17 protein-coding genes are annotated in these 19,447 nt (G+C 62.6%); 4 read left to right on the top strand and 13 right to left on the bottom strand.

The genetic code is table 11. The features are described from left to right. The 10 genes from AC6IZO_RS01120 to AC6IZO_RS01075 form a co-directional block, all read right to left on the bottom strand. Complete coding sequence (locus tag AC6IZO_RS01120) at nucleotides 1-1,077, bottom strand: hydrogenase large subunit (protein ID WP_497807129.1); 1,077 nt, start codon at nucleotides 1,075-1,077, stop codon at nucleotides 1-3. Next, nucleotides 1,074-1,481: an NADH-quinone oxidoreductase subunit C gene (locus AC6IZO_RS01115; protein WP_497807127.1), complete on the bottom strand. Its 408-nt coding sequence runs from the start codon at nucleotides 1,479-1,481 to the stop codon at nucleotides 1,074-1,076. Before AC6IZO_RS01115 ends, AC6IZO_RS01120 begins: the two co-directional genes overlap by 4 nt. Next, on the bottom strand, nucleotides 1,478-2,008 hold the full coding sequence (locus AC6IZO_RS01110) for a 4Fe-4S dicluster domain-containing protein (RefSeq protein ID WP_497807125.1): 531 nt from the start codon (nucleotides 2,006-2,008) through the stop codon (nucleotides 1,478-1,480). The genes AC6IZO_RS01115 and AC6IZO_RS01110 overlap by 4 nt, the downstream gene beginning before the upstream one ends. After that, a complete protein-coding gene (locus AC6IZO_RS01105) occupies nucleotides 2,008-2,928 on the bottom strand; it encodes a respiratory chain complex I subunit 1 family protein (RefSeq protein ID WP_497807123.1) in 921 nt (306 codons plus the stop codon). Before AC6IZO_RS01105 ends, AC6IZO_RS01110 begins: the two co-directional genes overlap by 1 nt. Continuing rightward, nucleotides 2,925-3,398 carry an NADH-quinone oxidoreductase subunit B family protein gene (locus AC6IZO_RS01100; RefSeq protein ID WP_497807121.1) on the bottom strand — a complete coding sequence of 158 codons (474 nt, stop codon included), beginning with the start codon at nucleotides 3,396-3,398 and terminating at the stop codon, nucleotides 2,925-2,927. Before AC6IZO_RS01100 ends, AC6IZO_RS01105 begins: the two co-directional genes overlap by 4 nt. Further along, nucleotides 3,395-6,391: a proton-conducting transporter transmembrane domain-containing protein gene (locus tag AC6IZO_RS01095; RefSeq protein WP_497807119.1), complete on the bottom strand. Its 2,997-nt coding sequence runs from the start codon at nucleotides 6,389-6,391 to the stop codon at nucleotides 3,395-3,397. The genes AC6IZO_RS01100 and AC6IZO_RS01095 overlap by 4 nt, the downstream gene beginning before the upstream one ends. A gap of 27 nt (nucleotides 6,392-6,418) precedes the next feature. Then, on the bottom strand, nucleotides 6,419-6,691 hold the full coding sequence (locus AC6IZO_RS01090) for a MoaD family protein (RefSeq protein ID WP_497807117.1): 273 nt from the start codon (nucleotides 6,689-6,691) through the stop codon (nucleotides 6,419-6,421). Nucleotides 6,692-6,709: 18 nt separating this feature from the next. Continuing rightward, entirely contained in the window at nucleotides 6,710-8,515 is a 1,806-nt protein-coding gene (locus AC6IZO_RS01085; protein ID WP_497807115.1) for an aldehyde ferredoxin oxidoreductase family protein, read from the bottom strand. Nucleotides 8,516-8,517: 2 nt separating this feature from the next. After that, entirely contained in the window at nucleotides 8,518-8,994 is a 477-nt protein-coding gene (locus AC6IZO_RS01080; RefSeq protein ID WP_497807113.1) for a 4Fe-4S dicluster domain-containing protein, read from the bottom strand. 137 nt (nucleotides 8,995-9,131) lie between these two features. After that, complete coding sequence (locus AC6IZO_RS01075) at nucleotides 9,132-10,058, bottom strand: hypothetical protein (protein WP_497807111.1); 927 nt, start codon at nucleotides 10,056-10,058, stop codon at nucleotides 9,132-9,134. A 530-nt stretch (nucleotides 10,059-10,588) separates the two neighbouring features. Between AC6IZO_RS01075 and moaA the strand changes: the two genes are divergently transcribed. The 4 genes from moaA to AC6IZO_RS01055 are packed head-to-tail and all read left to right on the top strand — an operon-like array spanning nucleotide 10,589 to nucleotide 15,240. Beyond that, nucleotides 10,589-11,566 (top strand): GTP 3',8-cyclase MoaA, encoded by a 978-nt coding sequence (moaA, locus tag AC6IZO_RS01070; protein WP_497807109.1) that lies wholly within the window; start codon nucleotides 10,589-10,591, stop codon nucleotides 11,564-11,566. A gap of 27 nt (nucleotides 11,567-11,593) precedes the next feature. Beyond that, nucleotides 11,594-12,823: a molybdopterin-binding protein gene (locus AC6IZO_RS01065; RefSeq protein WP_497807107.1), complete on the top strand. Its 1,230-nt coding sequence runs from the start codon at nucleotides 11,594-11,596 to the stop codon at nucleotides 12,821-12,823. Then, nucleotides 12,820-14,823: a molybdopterin biosynthesis protein gene (locus AC6IZO_RS01060; protein WP_497807105.1), complete on the top strand. Its 2,004-nt coding sequence runs from the start codon at nucleotides 12,820-12,822 to the stop codon at nucleotides 14,821-14,823. The genes AC6IZO_RS01065 and AC6IZO_RS01060 overlap by 4 nt, the downstream gene beginning before the upstream one ends. A 3-nt stretch (nucleotides 14,824-14,826) precedes the next feature. Then, entirely contained in the window at nucleotides 14,827-15,240 is a 414-nt protein-coding gene (locus AC6IZO_RS01055) for a hypothetical protein (RefSeq protein WP_497807103.1), read from the top strand. 69 nt (nucleotides 15,241-15,309) lie between these two features. Here the strand turns inward: AC6IZO_RS01055 and AC6IZO_RS01050 are convergent, their stop codons facing one another. The 3 genes from AC6IZO_RS01050 to AC6IZO_RS01040 form a co-directional block, all read right to left on the bottom strand. Beyond that, the gene (locus tag AC6IZO_RS01050; RefSeq protein ID WP_497807101.1) at nucleotides 15,310-17,280 is read right to left on the bottom strand and encodes a sigma-54-dependent Fis family transcriptional regulator; all 1,971 of its coding nucleotides are present in this window, start codon (nucleotides 17,278-17,280) and stop codon (nucleotides 15,310-15,312) included. A gap of 396 nt (nucleotides 17,281-17,676) precedes the next feature. Next, nucleotides 17,677-18,360, bottom strand: coding sequence for a 3,4-dihydroxy-2-butanone-4-phosphate synthase (locus AC6IZO_RS01045; RefSeq protein ID WP_497807099.1), 684 nt, complete (start codon nucleotides 18,358-18,360; stop codon nucleotides 17,677-17,679). Nucleotides 18,361-18,657: 297 nt separating this feature from the next. Continuing rightward, entirely contained in the window at nucleotides 18,658-19,260 is a 603-nt protein-coding gene (locus tag AC6IZO_RS01040; protein ID WP_497807097.1) for a cytochrome c3 family protein, read from the bottom strand. Nucleotides 19,261-19,447: the final 187 nt, after the last annotated feature.

Here is a 19,447-nt window from a genome sequence, read left to right as displayed (position 1 = left end):
CTAGCGGTCCGTGCAGGAATAGCACGGGTCGACCGCGGCTTGAATCAGCGGCACGTCGGCCAGGTCATTGCCCTTCACCATGGCCGCCACGGCCGCGATGTTGGCAAAGCTCGGCGTACGCACCTTTACGCGCGCGGGTGTGTCCGTGCCGTTGGACTCGACATAATAGAAAACTTCGCCACGCGGAGCTTCCACGCGCGAAACCGCCTCGCCCGCCCTCACCGAGTAGATTTCCCCGGCATGAATCGGGCCAGCAGGCATGCGGTCCAGAACCTGCTCAATGATCTTGCAGCTCTCCAGAATTTCCAGCGCGCGCACCACCACGCGGGCAAAGACGTCGCCGGAGGTCTGCACCGGAACCGCAAACTGAATCTGGTCATAGGCGAGATACGGCTGATCGCGCCGCAGGTCCATGTCGAGGCCCGAAGCACGCGCCACCGGCCCCACTGCGCCATAGGAGATTGCGTCTTCGCGCTTCAACACGCCAACCTTGCTGCACCGGGCCAGCACGCCTTCGTCGGTGGTCAGCAGCGGAATCAGCGAGCCTTCAGTCAGCTGCTTGATCTCCTGCGCCACCTTGCGAACCTTGCTGTCGTCGGTGATGTCGCGGTTGACGCCGCCGATGCGGTTCATCGAATAGTTCACGCGGTTGCCGGAGACCGACTCGAGGGTGTCCATGACCGCCTCGCGCAGGCGGAAGATCTGCATGAACAGCGTCTCAAAACCGATCAGCTCGGCGGCCACGCCGGCCCATAGCAGGTGCGAGTGCAGCCGCTCCAGTTCGGCGGTGACCATGCGGATGTGCTGCCCGCGCGCCGGGACCTCGATCTCGCCGATGCGCTCCATGGCCATGCAGAACGACATGGAGTGCACGTTCGAACAGATGCCGCACACGCGCTCCATCAGCGCAATGCACTGCGTGATGTTCTTGCGCTGCGCCAGCCACTCAATGCCGCGGAAGTTGAAGCCGACCTTCAGCGAGGCGTCAATGACGCGCTCGCCCTCGCACTCCACCTCGATCTTGTAGGGTTCTTCCAGCGCCAGGTGATACGGGCCAATCGGGATGCGGTAGCTCATAGCTTCTCTCCGGTCTTGCACAGCAGGACGCCGCGGCGGTCTTCCTCGCGCAGCATCAGCGGCGGCGTCGAGGTGCGTCCCTTGAACTCCACCGCGAAGTAATCACACAGTTCGCGCTCGGCCCAATCGGCGCCGGGGTAGGTGTCCATGATGCTCGGCACCAGGTCGCCAATTGCGACGTGCGCGCGCACCGACAGCAGCACGCCATCAATATCCCAGTGCCAGGAGACGCGATACTCTTCGCCCGGGCCGGGCACGCCGAGGATGGTGGCAAAACGCGCACCGGCCTCCAGCATCTTGCGCGCAACCTGCGGTACGGCTTCCGGCTCAACCATCAGCCACCAGCCGTCCGTGCGCTCCTCCCAGTTTCCGCCCACGTGCTTGCGGGCTTCCTGTGCGTTCATTTCGTCGTCTCCTTGTCCTCAAAGAACACGCTGGGCATCATGCTGCGCTGCAACCGGCGGCGCCGGCAGCGCTCGCACAATTGCAGCAGGTCGCGTGTCTCATGCTTCACGTGGTCAAAGGCCCGGCGAAGCAGTTCCTCATTGGCAAAGCGCACTGGCGCGCCACACTCCTTGCACGGGTGGAACTCCACCACATGCGAGGTGGCGCGCTGGCCCGGATGTTCGTAAGGCTCGATTGGATCGCTCCCCATGTGCAGCGCCAGTCCGGGGCAGCGGTCCGCGCAGCGCGCGCAGAAGGTGCAGCGGCCCGGCTCGTAGCTCCACAAGTAGGCACCGTTGGGCTGTTCCTTGCCGGTTACGGCGTTGCTTACGCAGACGTAGGCGCACATGCCGCAGCCCAGGCACTTTGCCGGGTCCAGCAGCACCTCGCCGCGGAACATCTCCGGCGTAGGCACACTGTGCGGCAGAGGTACCGTGGCCTTTTCCGTGGCCACGTTTCCGAAGATCATCTTCAGAGCTTTCAGCATTACCGGCCTCCTCCGCGAATCACCACGGCCGCCACCAGCGCCAGCACCGCAACCACGCCGCTGTACTTCCACATCAGGCTGCTGGCCTGCGTGAACTTCATGCGCGCCGTGGACGCCGCCAGAAGCGTCAGAAACGGAACCATCACCAGCGAAAGCAGCACGAAGCCGATGGCGTTCACCCACCAGTACTCACTGCGCACGGGCACCGCCAGCGTCACAAAGAAGCCGATCAGCGCCACCCACTCCAGCACGTGGGCAATCTCCCACAGCGCCAGGCGCGGCCCGTCGAACTCCGTCAGCGGCCCGGCCAGCAGTTCCTGCTCGGCGTTGGCCAGCGAGAACGGATTCAACCGCAGCTTTACCGGCAGGCACATCAGGATGGCCAGCAAGGCGGGCGCGCGCACAATCCACGGGGTGGAAGCCACAATGGCGGAGCTGCGCATGGAGCCCGAGACGGCCGCCATCGCCACCAGCGCCATCAGGAACGGCACATTGGAGACGATGCTCATGATGGCCTCGCGCGTGGCGCCCACTTCACCATAGATGGAGCGCGAAGCGTATCCGGCAAGGATGTAGCACAGCGGAGCCAGTTCGAGCAGGCCCACCAGCAGGATGATGTCGCCGACAAAACCGCTCTCCGAATTGAAGACCGGCAGCAGCGCCAGCGCGCCAATCATGCTGCCCACCGCCAGCAGAGGCAGGCCGAGCAGCAGCGGAACGTCGCTGGCAAAGCGGCTGACCGGAAGCTTGGCCAGCAACTTCACCGTGTCATAGAACGGCTGCGTGAGCGGCGGTCCAATGCGGCCCTGGAAGCGGGCTTTCAGCTTCCGCTCCAGTCCGAGCATGAACCAGCCCATCGGCAGCGCAAACAACAGTCCGGGGAACACTAGCAGCGCGAGAAATGCGCGAACGGAATTCACTTGGCACCTCCCACGCTGGGCGAGTGGTGCTGCGCCAGCTTTTCAATGGCGCGCGCCACGCCGTCAATGATGGCGTGCGGACGCGGCGGGCAACCCGGCACGAAGATATCCACCGGAATGATCTTGTCCACCGGCCCGGCAATCACCGGGCTACCGGCAAAGACGTTGCAACTGGCCGGGCACGAGCCGATGGCGACAACGACCTTCGGCTCCGGCATCTGCGCGTAGATGGTCTCCAGCGCCTCGCGCGTGGTGTTCGTCACCGGTCCGGAGACGCACAGCACGTCCGCGTGACGCGGGCTGCCTTCCAGCTTGATACCCACCTGCTCGACGTCATAGCGCGGCGTCAGGCAGGTGACCAGTTCGATGTCGCAACCGTTACAGGCTCCGGCGTTGAAGTGATACAGCCAGGCCGAACGGCGACGCGCGCGCTCCACCAGGCGATAGATGAATCCGCGATTCGTGTTCATGCAATCCCCCCGAGCAGCCGCGGCCAGAATCCAGTTGTCAGCAGGACGAGAGAGAGCAAAAGTACTGCAACAATCATCAGGCCGCGGCTGTACGGTATCGAACGCTCCGCCGTCGTGTCCGGTCCCCACCAGTACAAGGTGATGGCGCGGGCGTAGACCGCAACGGTGAGCATGGCAGCCGCACACAGTGTCGTGAGCAGCGCGGTATTTCCTGCGACGGCGGCGAAGATTCGCCAGTGCGCCGCGTATCCAAGTGTTGGGGGCACGCCCAACACCGCCAGCGAGCCGATAGCGAAACCGGCCGAGCCGATGGGATGACGCGTTGCCAGTCCGGCACCCGCGCCAAGCACTGCCCCGTCCGCCTCCGGTCCGGAGACACTGGCGAACAGCAGCGCCTTGGCCACGGCGTGAACCGTCGCGCCCAGCAGCGCGCCGGTCAAACCAAGCTCGCCACCCAGCGCCAGCGCCACAATCATCAGGCCCATGTCCTCAATGGTTGAGAACGCGAGCAGCCGCTTGAGGTTGGTCTGCGCCAGCGCCAGCAGCGCGCCGACGACGGCCGAGAGCACGCCGAGCGCGATCCACGGCAACGCGGGCGCGAACAACCACGCCTCCGTCGCGCGCAGGCTCAGCACCTCGGCAAAGGCCGCAACGTCCACCACGCCGATGACGACACCGGCGAGTACCGCAGGCGTTGTTTCGGTCATCAGCGGCAGCCACAGCCACAGAGGAACCAGTCCGAGCTTGACCGCCACGGCCGGCAACAGCAGCGCCATTGCCAGTTGAGCGTTTCCGCTCTCCACAGCCAGCGCACCGCCCACCATGCCAGCAGCCGAGAGAATGATCGCCATCAGGTAGCCGTAGCGTGCGCCAGCGTTGCGCGTGGTGCTCCACAGCATCAGCAGCGCCACCACCGAGGCCGCTTCCAGCAGGCCCGTGCGAACCAGAGCGCCCTGCGCCATGATTCCGCCGATGGCCAGCGCGCCGGAAACTGCGAGCGGCACCACCAGCTTGCGCCAGGCGCTTGCCGCAGCGGCCGCCACCAGCAGGCCCACCAGAGCCACGCCGGTTCCAGCCGCCAGAATCCACGTTGGCAGTGCAACTGCCGCACTGTTTTCCGCAGCCTTCTGCACCGGCTGCAGCCAGCCATAGGCTCCTACGCCAATGGCCAGCACCGGCAGCAGCGCCCAGGAGATCTTTTCCGCCGAAGCCAGCGGCTTTGCCACTGCATTCGCCACACTGCTCACCAGCCGCCACAGCCGCAGCCAGTAGCTATCGGCATCAAAGAACTGGTAGAAGGGCGCGAGCGCGTGCTTGGCCGAGTACGAAAAGTCGGAAGCCCCAAGGTGTCCGCGCGGGCTCAGCACTTCGCCGCCCGTGAAGACCGTGGGTGCGCCACCGGCGGCCACCGTGCCGCCACGCACCACCGAGGGAATGTAGGCAACGATGGCGCCGAACAGCAACGCCACTACGCCGAGCATCAGGCCGCCCGAAGCCAGCCACACGCCCTGCGTCGCCGTCAGTCCGAACCAGCTCACGCCGGTCAGCGCCGTACAACCCACGGCCGAGAGCATCGGGTTCATCAGGTAGGTGATGGCCACCTGCGGCGCCACGCCAAACAGCACGCAGCCCGCGGCCAGCACACCGCCGCCCGCCAGCATCGTCCAGTGAACCTCGTGCGCTTTTTCGGTGGCTTCACCGTCGCTGCCGAGGAAGACTCCGCTGGTTGCCTTCAGGAAGGAGAATACGGTCAGGATGCTGCCGATCCAGGGGATCAGTGCCAGCACCGGCTGATGCACTTCCAGCGCCGCGTTGTAGAGCATCCACTTGCTGACAAAACCGTTCAACAGCGGCACGCCCGCGATGCCCGCCGCGCAGATCAGCCAGATCTTCATCGTCTGCGGCATCTTGCGGCCCAGACCGCCAAGCTGGTTCATGTCGCGCGTGCCGCAGGCATGCTGCACCGCGCCGGCGCACAGGAAGAGGCCGCCCTTGAACAATCCGTGGTTGATGCAGTGGAACAGACCGGCGGCAATGCCGAGCGGCGTTCCCAGCCCAAGGCCGAGCATCATGTAGCCGATCTGGCTCACGGTGTGGAAGGCGAGCAGGCGCTTGAGGTCATGCTGCGCCAAGGCAAACAACACGCCGATCAACAGCGTGATGGCACCGAGCCACGAAACCGTCATGCCCCACGAGGCAGGCCACGGTCCGATGCTGTGCATGCGCGCCACAAGGTAAACACCGGCCTTGACGTAGCAGGCCGCGTGCAGCAGCGCACTGACCGGCGTCGGCGCAGCCATCGCGCTCGGAATCCAGGTATGCAGCGGGAACTGCACCGACTTGGCCACGGCCGCCACCAGCACCAGCAGGAAGATGCCCGTGCTGAAGGCGCCTTGCACCTTCGGGTCGGTCCACAGCGTGGAGCCGGTACGTACATAGAGCAGCACCACGGCGGCGAACAGTCCGTAGCCGGCCAGGTGCGTAATGGTCAAAACTTTGCGCGCGCCGAATGCGGCCTCGCGATCGCGATACCAGAAGCCGACCAGGAAGAACGAGCACAGGCCCACCAGCTCCCAGCTCAGATACACAAGAAAGAGGTCGGCGGCGTAAACCAGATGAATGAGTCCAGCGATGAAGATCAACACCAGCGAGTAGAAGCGCGTGGTGCCCTTCTCGTGTTCCATGTAGCCGACGGCGTAGAGCAACACGGCCGAGCCGATGCCGGCGGCCATGATGGCAAACAGGAAACCGAGGCCGTCAATGTGGTAAGCCAGCCGTACCGGTCCATCCCAGGTGCCAAAGCTCACGTCCAGTGCTTTCCCGGCGAGAATCGTGGGCCAGATGGCGATGACTCCGGCCAGTCCTCCAAAGCCGGAGAGCACAGCCAGCCAACCCTTGGCGCGCGTCGAGAGCACTCCCGCCAGCAGAATCTCCAACAGCACGCCTGCAAACAGAGCGGCCAGCGGGATCAGTGCTGCGTAGCTTGCGGTCACAAAATTCCTCCTTCCACGGGTGGCGGGTTATCCGCCCGCCACCATCGGGAAGATCGCCACGATGTCGTCACCGGTCAGCGCGGAGTCGATTCCACGCAGGTGCGCAATGTCGCGGCCGTTGATAAAGACAATGATGGTGCTGCTGAGCTGTTCGCCTTCAAAGACCCGCCGGGCGAAGGCGGTACCGTGGGCTGCGGCCAGCCCTTTCATGAGCGACCGCAAATCCGGTTCCGCCTTCGTCCAGGTTTCCTCTCCGCGTCCGGTCAATGTCCGAATGTCCGCAAAGTAACGGATGATCACGGAAACGAGTCTCCTTAGTTAGGCCAGCTGCAGGTCATGCAGCTTTTCCTTGGTCGGAACGCCTTCGGTGTTCCAGCCACGCAGCTTGTAATACTCCGGCAGCATCTCGGGCACACGGCTCACCTGGCCCTTCGACGGTCCGGTCTTGATGGCAGACTTGGTCAACCGCTCCGGCAGAACATCATCCGCCTTGGTGAGGCCTGCCTTCAGGTTGAACATCTTCTCGATGTTCCAAATGCGCTCGCCAGCCTTCAGGTAGTCGTCGGCCGTGTAGTTGATGCCGGTCAACGCCGAGAGCATGGCCGCGTAATCCGGGCCGCCCATGCCGAAGGTGCCGAAGATGCAGCCGCCCGAAGCGTCGATCGCAGCCGTCAGATCCTGGAACACTTTCACCAGGCCCGGCTTGTCGGCGATTGCATGCGGATCCATCTTCATGCCGCAACCCAGAACTTCCACCGCGATGGTGTAACCCTTCACGTGGCAGCCGCCGCGGTTGCAGGTGGCGTATTCCAGACCGATGCCCTGAACTCCGCGCGGATCGTACGCAGGCATCTCCTGCTTCTTCACCGTCATCGAAAGCTCGGGGTGGCCATAGGCTTGGGCCAGACGATAGGAGCCCAGCGCCAGCTTGTCGCCGATGCCTTCCCGCAGTCCGGTCTTGCGCGTCATCTCCACCATGGCGTCGGCGTTGCCAAAGCGCAGCTCAATGCCCTGTGTCTCCGACGGCTTGATCAGGCCGGTTTCATACAGTTCCATGGCGCAGGCCAGTGTGGAACCATACGAAATCGGGTCCATGCCCAACTCGTTGCACAGGTGGTTGGAGTGCACGATGGCGTCCAGGTTGTCGATCTCGCAGTCGGGACCGAGCGACCATGCTGCTTCGTACTCCGGACCTTCGCCTTCGCCCGCGTACTTCGGATCCTTCACCTTGCTCACGCGTCCGCAGCTGATGACGCAGGAGAAGCAGCCCTTCGGCCGGACCAACTGGTTGGCCGCGAGGGTTTCGCCGCCCACCTTGTCCGCCTGCGGGTAGTAGCCGTCGTCAAAGTTGCGCGTCGGCAGCGAGCCGATCTGGTTCAGAATGTTGACCAGTACGTTGGTTCCGTAGGCCTTCAAACCAGCGCCGCCCACCGGATGCTCCTTGACGCCCTTGCGTCCGGCCAGCACGGCGTTCATGAACGCCTTCGGGTCGGCCACCTTGATCGGCTTGGTGCCGACCACGGCAATGGCCTTCAGGTTCTTGGCGCCCATCACGGCGCCCACGCCCGAGCGGCCCGCGGCACGATGCATCTCGTTCATGATGGCCGCGAACAGCACCAGCTTTTCGCCGGCCGGTCCGATGCAGGCCACCTTGGCTTCCATGTCGGTCTCGGCGCGCACCATGTCGGTGGTGTCCGGAACCCACTTGCCCCACAGGTGCGAGGCCTTGCGGATTTCGACTGCGTCGTCCTTGATCCAGATGTAGACAGGCTCGGCAGCCTTGCCTTCAATGATCATCGCGTCGTAACCGGCGTAGTGCAGCTCAGGGCCGAACGAGCCGCCCGAGTTCGAACCGGCGATGGCGCCCGTCAGCGGGCTCTTGGTCACCACGTGGTAGCGTCCGCCCGACGGGGCGAACGTTCCCGAGAACGGACCGGGGGCGAAGACCATCTTGTTCTCCGCCGACAACGGATCGATCTTCGGATCGACTTCGTCGATGTAAATCTTGTCGCCAAGTCCGCGCGCGCCCAGGAACAGCGCGGCGTCCTTCATATTGGTGGGCTCCGTCGAAACGGCGCCCGTCGTCAGGTTGATGCGCAGAATTGTTCCGCTCCAGCCGTTCATGGTTATGCCCCCTCGAATGCAGCCTTGAACTTGCTCGCAAACGAGTGCTTGCGAGAGCGCGTGGAAATGTTGTCATCCACATATTCCAGCGCCTGGTTCGGGCAGAATTGCACGCACGACGGATCTCCGCCGCAGGTGTCGCATTTCAGAATCGTGCCGGTCACGCTGTCATACACCGCGTTGCCGAACGGGCAAGCGATGGTGCACATGCGGCAGCCAATGCACTTGTCTTTCGAGTACTCAACCAGCACATCGCCCTTCGAGCGATGCAGCGCGCCGGTCGGGCACACCTTCATGCACGACGCTGTGTCGCACTGCTGGCACATCATCGGCACCGAGAATCCTTCGCGCTCCCAGCTGTAGACGTGCACGCGGGTAGCTGTCGGCCGGAACTGCTGCTCGTGGCTGAAGCTGCAAGCCAGTTCGCAGTTCTGGCATCCAGTACAACGCTCTGGATGAATCATCAAAACCTTTGCCATACCTTCTCCATTCCGCTCGTCTTCCCTTCACGCCCACTTGCAGCACCCGGAAGACAGCGTTTGTTACCACCGGAACCCTGCGCCCGAAGAGGCCCGGCGTTCACCGCCGCCAAGCCTCTCCGGGGTCTTGCTTGAACCTAGAAGCCGTAGGACATCTGGAAGCCGTAGGTGTGGCGAGCCTTGAGGTTGACGCCAGGCGCCACCTGCCCGGCCACCTGCGCGATGCCGAAGTCAAAGTTCAGGTTGTGCTTCGGGCTCGGGATCAGACGTGCGCAATAGGTCAGCGTCGTCGGAATGTTCAATCCCGGGAAGTTCTCCGGATGATGCGGCTGGTGCGCCGCTTCCGAGGCCAACGCGAACATCGTCTTGCCCGGTCCCTTGAATACCAACGCCGCCGATCCAAACGCGTGCGCCTGCCAGTCCGGTGCGTTGCCGCCCATGCCCCACAGCTCGGCATTGGTGCCGCGAACGCCCGCCGTCAGAAGCAGAGCCGCCAGCGGTCCCGCGTTCTTCACCGGAACCGTCTTGGAACCCACAAGGTAGATGTCGCCGTTCGACTTGCCGTTATTCGTCGCCGGGCTCCATTCCACATAGTTGCCAACGTTGCGGACGCCGGTGCGCGCAATGAAGCCCACCGAGATCGCCGGTACCCAGTTCTGCTTGTTGTAGTTCTCCGGCACCACGTTCACTTTGCCGTTGAAGATGTCAAAGCCGTTCTGCCACAGATAGCTCAGCTGCGGGTCGCCGCCCAGGTTGTGGAACTCGTGCGTGTAGCCAAACTCCACACGCTTGCCAACCGCAACTTCAATCGACGTCTCGTGGAAATCGCCGATCACAGAGCCGGCGTTGAAGTAGTGATACGCCGCAACCGCGTGAATCTTCTTGTTCGGTACGCCCGCCGTGTACGCCAGCGGCGTCACGAACACACCAGTTTCACCTTCCCAGCCCAGTGCCTGTGCGGACGCGGGGGTCGAGGAAACAGAGAGAAGAGCAACGGCGCACAGCGCGGCCAGCGCCAGACGCCCCAGGATTGCAACCACTTTCTTTTGTGTCGAGCAATTCATCGTTGTTATCCTTCGCAACCACGTATTAGAAGCTTTAACTTCCGGAAGCCGTGCGGCGTCTCGTCCAGCGCCGTTTGCAGTCTCCGAAGTTCTCATCGTCTTTCCAGGGCCCAGGGACGAACCATGCTGCACGCAAAATACCGATGAGACTGACCTGCTTATTGCACGTTCCGTACCAACTGACGCTGTGTACTTAGGTCCCACGATTGCTTTGCAAATATGCGCAATCTTGGAACACACCCAGCTCCCGCAATCTGCTTTACGGCTGAAACGCTCGCGCTTCTCCAGCATCAATTTTTGGCATTGTCATTTTTTGGGGTCACGAATTGGGACGTTTGTCACGAAATGTGACAAGCCTCGCATCTTCCACCAAAAACCGCTTCTGCCATCCCGCCTATTGGCGCGTAACATGGCAATGAAAACCGCGAATTCCGCAGTTCTCCTGATTTGCGGCAAGACGCGCTCCAGCTTCTATATGGCGACTGAATTGCTCTGCTAGTTGGTTAGGTTTTTTGATCGGACGCTATCTCATGCCCCTCACCGACCATTACGGCCGCAGCATCCGTTACCTGAGAATTTCGGTTACGGACTTGTGCAATCTCCGCTGCCGCTACTGCATGCCCGCCGAAGGTGTGCCGAAGTTGAAGCACGCCGATGTCCTGACCTTTGAACAGTTGCACCGCATCGCACGCACCGCCGTTGACCTGGGCGTGGACAAGATTCGCGTAACTGGCGGCGAGCCGCTGGTACGTCGCAATGTGGTGGAGTTTCTTGAGGATCTCTCCAACATCGCAGGCCTGAAGGAACTGGTGCTGACGACCAACGGTCTGCTCCTGCGCGAGTTCGCGCCAAGCCTCCGCCGAGCCGGAGTCAAGCGGCTCAACGTCAGTCTGGATTCGCTCCGGCCCGAAGTTTTTGCCGCGATGACCCGCGGTGGCCAGTTGCGTCAGGCGCTCGACGGCATCGACGCCGCCGAGAAGGCAGGCTTCCCGCCCGTGAAGCTGAATACCGTGGTGGTGCGCGGAATGAATGATGATGAGCTGGCGAATTTTGCCGCGCTCACGCTCAACAGCCCGCGCCAGGTGCGCTTCATCGAATACATGCCCACCAACACCGCGCCGGATTGGAAGACGGCTTTTGTTTCCGCCGAAGAGATTCTGCGGCGCATCCGCGCCGTCTACCCTCTGGAGGAGATTCCGCGCGAGCGCGCCTCAAGCCCGGCCCGGCTTTATCGCATCCCCGGCGGCGCCGGCACCATCGGCGTCATCAGTCCGATCTCCGGCCATTTCTGCGCCGCCTGTGACCGCGTGCGCGTTACCGCCTTCGGCGTCCTGCGCGGCTGCCTGTTTGACGGCGTTGGCGTGGACTTGAAACCGTACCTGCAGGAGGATTACTCGCAGTTGCGCACGGCGATGGAGCAGGTATTCTGCACCAAGCCTGAGCGCCATCACCTGCTCGACATGAAGACGCCCGGAACAGGATTCGCCATGTCGCAGATCGGCGGCTAACCCGTCTGCCGCACGGGACCAATCACAATGAGTAACGACGATCGCAACAATCCGCCCGATGTGCGCGGTCTCGGTTTCACCACCCGCGCTTCTGTTGCCGATGCCTGGCAATGGCTCGACAAACTTCCCATCTCGGCGCCCGCCGATCACATTCCGCTCGGTGCCGCCCTGGGCCGTCTTCTCGCCCAGGATTTCGCCGCCATTGAGGACGCGCCCGCTGCCGACATCGCCACCTTTGACGGTTACGCTCTGCGCTCCTCAGAAACCCTCGGCGCCGGAAGCTACAACCCTCTGCTCTTCAAGATGGTCTCCGCGCAAACTGCGCTTGAGCCTCTTAGCGCACAAGCCATCCATGCCGGTGAACCACTGCCCGCAAACGCCGATGCCGTGGCCGACTACAGCGTGGCCCAGCCAGAAGGCGATGTGCTGAACCTGATTGGCAGCGTGGCCACGGGCGCAGGCGTGCTCCGTCGCGCGCAGGAAGCACAGAAAGGCTCCGTGCTGTTGAAGGCCCGTCGTCCACTGCGCCCTTCGGCGCTGGCACTGCTCGCCTCGTTCGGCATGGAGCAGGTCCGCGTGGTGCGCCGCCCGCTCGTGCGCATTGTGACCGCCCAAAACAAACTCACGCCGCAGCGTGATTCGCTCGGCCTGATGCTGCGCGCGCTGGTGGTGCGTGACGGTGGCGCCATTGAAAGCTTCCGCAGCGGCGTGCATGGCGAGGTCGCCCTGCGTCCGGAGATGACGCGCTCCGGTGCCGATCTGGTTCTTGTCTGCGGCGGCAGCGGCACCGGTGTCGACGACGATTCCGCACCGCTTCTGGCCTCCTGTGGAGTCCTTGCTCTGCACGGCATCGCCATGCGTCCGGGTGGCTCCGCCGCCATGGGCCTTGCCTCCAAGGTTCCGGTCATTCTTCTTCCCGGCAATCCTCTTGACTGCCTCTGCGCCTACGACCTGTTTGCCGCGCGCATTCTGCGGCGCATGAGCGGACTGGCCCCAGCAATGCCCTACCGCACTCGTCGCGTGCGCCTTGCGCGCAAGTTGGTTTCCGAAATTGGTACGCTCGAACTTTGCCGCGTCACTCTCCGCAACGGTGAGGCCATTCCCCTTGGCACCGCCGACGCCGGAGGACTGGCTTCCGCCGCACAGGCCGATGGGTTTATTGTGGTGCCGGAAACTTTGGAAGGCTACGCCCCCGGCGCCGACGTTGAAGTTCATCTTTATGACGACGTGCCGGACGAGGAAGGCAACGGACGATGATGGACGAGGGCAAGGACAAGGATAAAGAAATCAGCCCGGCGCTGCGGCGCGCCGCACGGCAGGAACAGTTTCTCGACGTAGTCACACGCGATGAGGCCGAAGCTCGCTTCCGCCATCACCTTCGCTTGACTCCGCTCGGCTGGGAGACGGTGCCGTTGCGCGAGGCGCTGGGCCGCGTGCTTGCCCATGATGTTGAATCCTGCGTCGACGTGCCCGCCTTCGACCGCTCGCGTGTCGATGGCTTTGCCGCCCGCTCTACCGACATCGCCGGTGCCACCGAGGAAGCGCCCCGCTCGCTCACGCTCAATGATGAAATTCTGACGCCCGGCATTGTGCCCACACTTGAAGTGCTGCCGGGTACGGCCACCACTATCGCCACCGGCGGCATGGTGCCGCGCGGTGCGGATGTCGTCGTCATGGTCGAATACACCGAGGCGCGGGAGCGCGACGGTCGTCTCTCCATCGACGTGCAGAAGACCCTCGCCCCCGGCGCGGCCATTGCCGCCGCCGGCAGTGACATTGCGCAAGGCGAGATCGTGCTGCGCTCCGGCCAGTCGCTGACCTCGCGCGAGCTTGGCTGCCTGGCCGCCATCGGTGTCTCCGAGGCCGTCGTCTGGCGACGTCCCCGTGTTGCCATCATCTCCACCGGCGACGAGCTGATGAAGCCCGGCGAGACACCTCATCTTGGCGGGGTCTACGATTCAAACAGCACCATTCTTGCCGGGGCCGTTGCGGAAGCCGGTGGCGAGCCTGTGCCGCTCGGCATCGCCCGCGACAACGAAGACGCCATCGACACCCTGCTGCGCAAGGCGCTCGACTGCGACATGGTTTTGCTCTCGGGTGGAACATCGAAGGGCGCGGGCGATCTCGCTTACCACGCTGTCGAACGGCTCACCAATCCCGGCATCGTCGTGCATGGCGTCGCGCTCAAGCCCGGCAAACCCTTGTGCCTGGCGGTCACCAACGGCAAGCCCGTGGTCATTCTTCCCGGCTTCCCGACCTCGGCCATCTTCACCTTCCACGAGTTTGTCGCGCCCGTCATCCGCGCCTTCGCTGGTCTGCCGCCCGAGCGTCCGGACAGTGTAAGCGCCACACTGCCCGCGCCCATGCGCTCCGACCGCGGACGCACTGAGTACGTGATGGTTTCGCTCACACGCGGCGTCGACGGCAAGCTCGCCGCCTATCCCAGCAACAAGGGCTCCGGCTCGGTCACCGAGTTCAGCCAGGCCGATGGCTTCTTCGCCATCGACGCGCAGGCCGAATCGGTTCCCGCCGGAAAAGAGGTGGAGGTCACGCTCATCGGCGCGCACCATGCGCTGCCAGACCTCGTCATCATTGGCAGCCACTGCGTCGGGCTCGACGTGCTCATCAGCCACGTGATGCGGCAGGGCTTCTCCGTGCGTTCGCTCAACGTGGGCAGCAATGGCGGATTGACGGCCGCCAAGCGCGGCGAGTGCGATATTGCCGGCGTGCACCTGATGGATGCTGCCAGCGGCGTCTACAACCGACCGTTCCTGAACGACGCGCTCACGCTTGCCACCGGCTACACGCGGCTGCAGGGCATCGTCTTCCGCAAGGGCGATGAGCGCTTTGAGGCACGTGCGCTCGCTGACGCTGCCCGCGCCGCCTGCGACGATCCGCGTTGCCTGTTCATCAACCGCAACGCCGGAAGCGGCACCCGCATATTGATTGACCGGCTGTTGCAAGGCGCGCAGCCGCCCGGTTACAGCAACCAGGCCAAGACTCATAACGCCGTGGCCGCCGCCGTGGCGCAAGGCCGCGCCGATTGGGGCGTCGCCATTCGCACCGTCGCCGAGCGCTACGGTCTCGGCTTCATCCCGATGCAGGAAGAGCACTACGACTTCGTCATCCCGAAGAGCCGGCTTGAGCGCGAGCCTGTGCAGCGCTTTCTGGCCGCCCTGCGGGAGTCTTCCGTACGCGACAACCTGCAGAAACTTGGCTTTGAAATTGACGCCGCTACGGGCGAGATAGGACACTAGCGCATGGCCACCAACCCCACGCTGCCGGTCGTCAACAACCCCGCATCCAAGCTCACCATTCCGCATGCGCGTGTGTGGAGCGTGCTCTGCCGCACCGCGCATTTGCTGGCCATCAGCGTGCTCGTTGGCGCACACGTTTACCACGCCCCCAAGAATGATCTTTATCCGCTGCTGTGGGTTGCCATCCTCTCCGGCATCGGCATGGCCTTCATCGAGGCCTTCCCGAATTATCCCAAGCTGCTGGAGAACTGGGCGCTGCTGCTCTATCTGAAGCTCGCTCTGCTGTGCGTCATTCCCTTTGCGTGGAACTACCGCGTGCCCATTCTGCTGGTGGTGGTCGCGATCGCCGGCGCAACCTCGCACGCCAACCGCAAGGTACGCCACACCTCTATCCTGTGGCGCAAGTCCGCGGTATAGATATTTAGGTAAATCGATTTAGCACTGAATATTCTGAGATGAAGCCCCGCCTTGCGCGGGGCTTTTCCGTCAGGCGATGCTGTCGCTCTCGCCGTATTCCTTCAGCTTGCGGTAGAGCGTGTTGCGGCTGATGCCCAGCGACGCGGCCGCCTTCTGCACGTTGCCCTTGTGGAAGAGCATGGTCCGACGGATGATGTCGCGCTCCACTTCCTCAAGCGGTCCGAGCGGGATCGCCTCCGGCGTTGCGGCGCTGACTATCTCGTTGGGCTTGCCCTGCGGCAGCGTCAGGTGCTCAATCTTCAGCACGGCCTCGTCTCCCGCAAGGTTGATGGCGCGCTCCAGCGCGTTCTCCAACTCGCGCACGTTGCCCGGCCAAGCGTAGGACTTCAGCTTCTCAAGCAACTCGTCGTCGAGTTCCTTGGCCTCCACACCTAAGCGCTCGGCAATGCGCCGCGCCAAGCTGCGTGCCAGCTCCGGCACATCCTCTGGACGCTCACGCAGTGGCGGCAGCGAGAGGTTGAGCACGTTGATGCGGTAGTAGAGGTCCTGGCGGAAATTTCCCTTCTCGACTTCCTGTTGCAAGTCCTTCAAGGTGGCGGCAATCACGCGGATGTTCACGTCGCGCGCGATGGAGGAGCCCACGCGCGTCACCTTGCGTTCCTGCATCACGCGCAGCAGCTTCATCTGCGCGCTCAGCGGCATGTCGCCAATTTCATCGAGGAAGATGGTGCCGCCGTTAGCGACTTCAAACTTGCCGGCCTGTCCGCCGCGCCGTGCTCCGGTGAATGCGCCCTCTTCGTAGCCGAACAGTTCGCTCTCCACCAGCGCCTCGGGCAACGCCGCGCAGTTGACGGCGATGAATGGCCCGTTGGCACGCGTGCCGCTGAAGTGTATGGCCTGCGCCACCAGTTCCTTGCCCGTGCCGCTTTCGCCTTCGATCAGCACAGTGGAAACACTGCCGGCCGCGATGCGCGTGCGCGCCTTCACTTCGGCGATCAGCGGGCTCTGGCCGATGATGTCGTTGATGGAGTAGTGGCGCCCGCTGAGCGAGCGCGGCACCGGCGACGGCCGATAGCGTGCAACCTCGCGGAAGGTGGCCACTGCGCCGATGGTGCGGCCGTCTTCGTCGCGCAGCAGCGAAGTCGAATTGCGAACCTTGCGTCCCTGCCGTCCGAAAACGATCTCCGTGTCCTCGTGCTCTATGCCCTCCTGCAGCGAGTGAACCAGTTGCAGGTCGCAGGTGCCGAGGTTACTGATGTGCTGTCCGCGCGCCACCTTGGCATCCAGCCCCAGGATCTCCGCGCCGCGCGCGTTGATCTCCGTGATGTAGCCGCGGTTGTCGACCGAGACCAGCCCGTCCGACATGTTGTTCAGCAGGATATTCGAGTAGCGGTAGGCGGCGTAAAGCTTCTGCGTCGCTGCCTGCAGGCGTAGTTGATTCTCAATGGCGCCCACGGCGGAAACCACCATGCCGAGGGTGTGGCCGCTGGAATGGTGATAGTCGCCACTCAGGTCGAGCACCCCCACCATGTTGCCGTCAGCGTCAAAAATTGGTGAGGCCGAGCAGATGAGAAAATGGTTTGGCTGGCAGTAGTGCTCGGCGCCAAACACCTGCAACGGACGCCGCTCAAAGATTGCCGTGCCAATGGCGTTGGTACCTTGCGCCGCCTCGCTCCAGTCGCCGCCGGGGCACATATCCACCCGGCGCGTCAGCGCCACCACATCCGGGTCGCCCACCACGTCAAGCACCAGGCCGGTCTCGTCGCTCAGCACCACCTGGAATCCGGTGCCCTTCACAAAATCGTAGAGCCGCTCCATGACCGGACGAACCATGCCAACCAGCTGGCGATGGCGATGAAGACGATCCTCCAGACGTGCGAGGTCGAGGCTTTCACAATTGGGACGAAGCGGATCAACGGCGAGACTGTGGCAGCGTTGCCACGAATTAGCAATAAGGGGATTCAGCCCGCACACATCAAGCGAAGCGCCCTCTGTGTACTGCTGCCATGCGGTCTGAATGACGAGGTTGTCGGGTGCCATACTTCCCCCGGTCCATTACAGATACATTGATTATCGGTTTATTCCTCACTCGACTGCTGTGATAGCCATCACAGCCGCCCGGTACACTGCCACCGAATCATGTCATTCCCGTCTAAGTCTTTTCGACTCAACTGTGAACAGGATTTCCGATTCTTTCCTGCCATGCCGCGTGTGCGCAGTTTTGCCACACAATTTCAAAGAATCAGGGTCCAAGGGCAGCGGCGATCTGCTTGTCGCAATTTGACGCGCTTGGAACGGCGTGAGGGCAACGTCTGTGCGCAGCATGGCGTTGCTCACGGCACAAAGGAGCGGAGTGCCCGGCGAATCTTGTGCCAGTGCGAATTACAAGAGAAGCTGCCACAGAATTCGCCGGAGATGCCAATGGCGCAGGGGCAATCAATCTGTCGTTTGGATTCCAGCGCCACATCTTCCAGCGTGGCACCTTCTGCAATGAGCCTGGATTTCTTCAGTACCTATGGCAACGAGTCTGCCAAGTCCCTCTATATTCTCAAGGCCTTTCCCCACCCCTGATCGCATATTGGATGGAATTCGGCAGAAGAAGACGGCCGGGACCTTTCCCGCAAGGCAGGCAAATGCCAACGCGCAGTGCATCGCCCTGGACGAGCGCCAGACTCGCCTCAACTGCGCGGTAACAGGAATGATGACGGTCTTTCCCCGTCTGAACATGGAACCATCCGCAGGGTTCTGAGCACCTTTTCCGATGCAGGCCCCCAGGCTGAATTCCTGAATCAATGGGGACCTTAGTTGGACAGAGTCCAGATCCTTGCAGGGCGTCAGCAGACATAACAACCCGCTCGCTGCCTGAGCAATCGCTCTCATCTCTTCCACGGAGGCCGAGTCCTCAGCAATGGCAAGGAAAGTTGGAGCGTGAGGCTCGGAATTGTCGTGCAAGAGGATTGGTCTGCCGGCACGAAACTCTTCCAGCGCGGCGGGAAACGAAGCAGAAAGCACCGGCTCAGGTGCCCGCGCAAGCGTCCCTTCCACTCCCTTCCAAGTGTCCCGAGAAGAATATCTTCCGCCCAAGTCACAGGCCACTTTTCGTTCATCGCAGAATTCCATCCAGCCAGTCCTCTTTCGTGTGCAACACGCGGGCCGCCCTCGCGCATCCCAGAGTCCTCCTCTGGATAGCGGGTAACCTTCCCTTGGAGGCCGCGGTCAAGGCCTCTTCTGCCTCCTCAGCCCTCACTTCAATGTTTCTCTATCGCCCTTCCAAACATTCGTGGAGGAGAACCATGCCTCCTCCACGTACAGAAGCAGGAGAAATACAGTCACCAGAATCGTCTATCTCGCTGTGGTTATGTCTTCGCTATCTACGCACGACAATTCGTGTTCCAGCCAGCAGAGCGCAGGGACTTTCTATTTCTGCGCGCTTGGAGCATGACAGTCCTTGCAGTTATTCAATTGCCGCGGATGGTGGCAACCGTAGCAATGGTCAATCGGCTTTGTAGCCTTGTGCATTTTGTGGCAATTGAAGCACTCGTCCTTCCCCGCGTGTGTATCTCCGGGCAGCGCAGCTGAGACGGCATGCGGGTTAATGGTCCGGCCGTCGAGTGCAACGAATGCTTTGCTGTTCTTGGTCTTCTCAACAAGTTGTTCGCGGCTTCCATGGCAATTCAGGCAGAGCGCATCCGGGTACTTTCTCTGGCGGATCAGGCGTCCCGGCACTTTCGACGGGTCCGAATGCTTGGCCTGCAATGCGGCCTTATCGTGGCAGGAGAAACAGTCGCTCGCGTTCGGGTGCTTCGCAAGCAGCTTATCGGCGCTCTTTGCCGACTCGGCATACGGCTGATGACAGGAAGCGCAACTGTTCGTATTCTCGGGTGAGAATTGTGCTGCTTTTCCGGAACCGGCCGGCTTATCCCCAGGGCCAGCACAATAGCCAATGGCAGGCGCTATCGACAACGCCACACAGATCCCAAAATTGCGTAGGGCCTTGATCGTTACTTTAGAAATCCTCATCACTATCATTCCTCATATCCAGGGTGCGGAGGATGTGCAGTTGGGAGCGTGATTCTCAGGAACCGCGCTGATTCCGTTCACATCCAGCGCAGACGCAAGTGCGTAGAATGCGCGGCCGCTCATTTTCTACGGTCTTAAAGAGCATCCAGAGGGGCTCTTGCTGGAGCCGCCTCTGGGTCTCTTTTGC

The sequence above is a fragment of the Oryzophilus luti genome, assembly GCF_059726245.1.
This window is presented reverse-complemented; position numbering and strand designations above follow the sequence as displayed.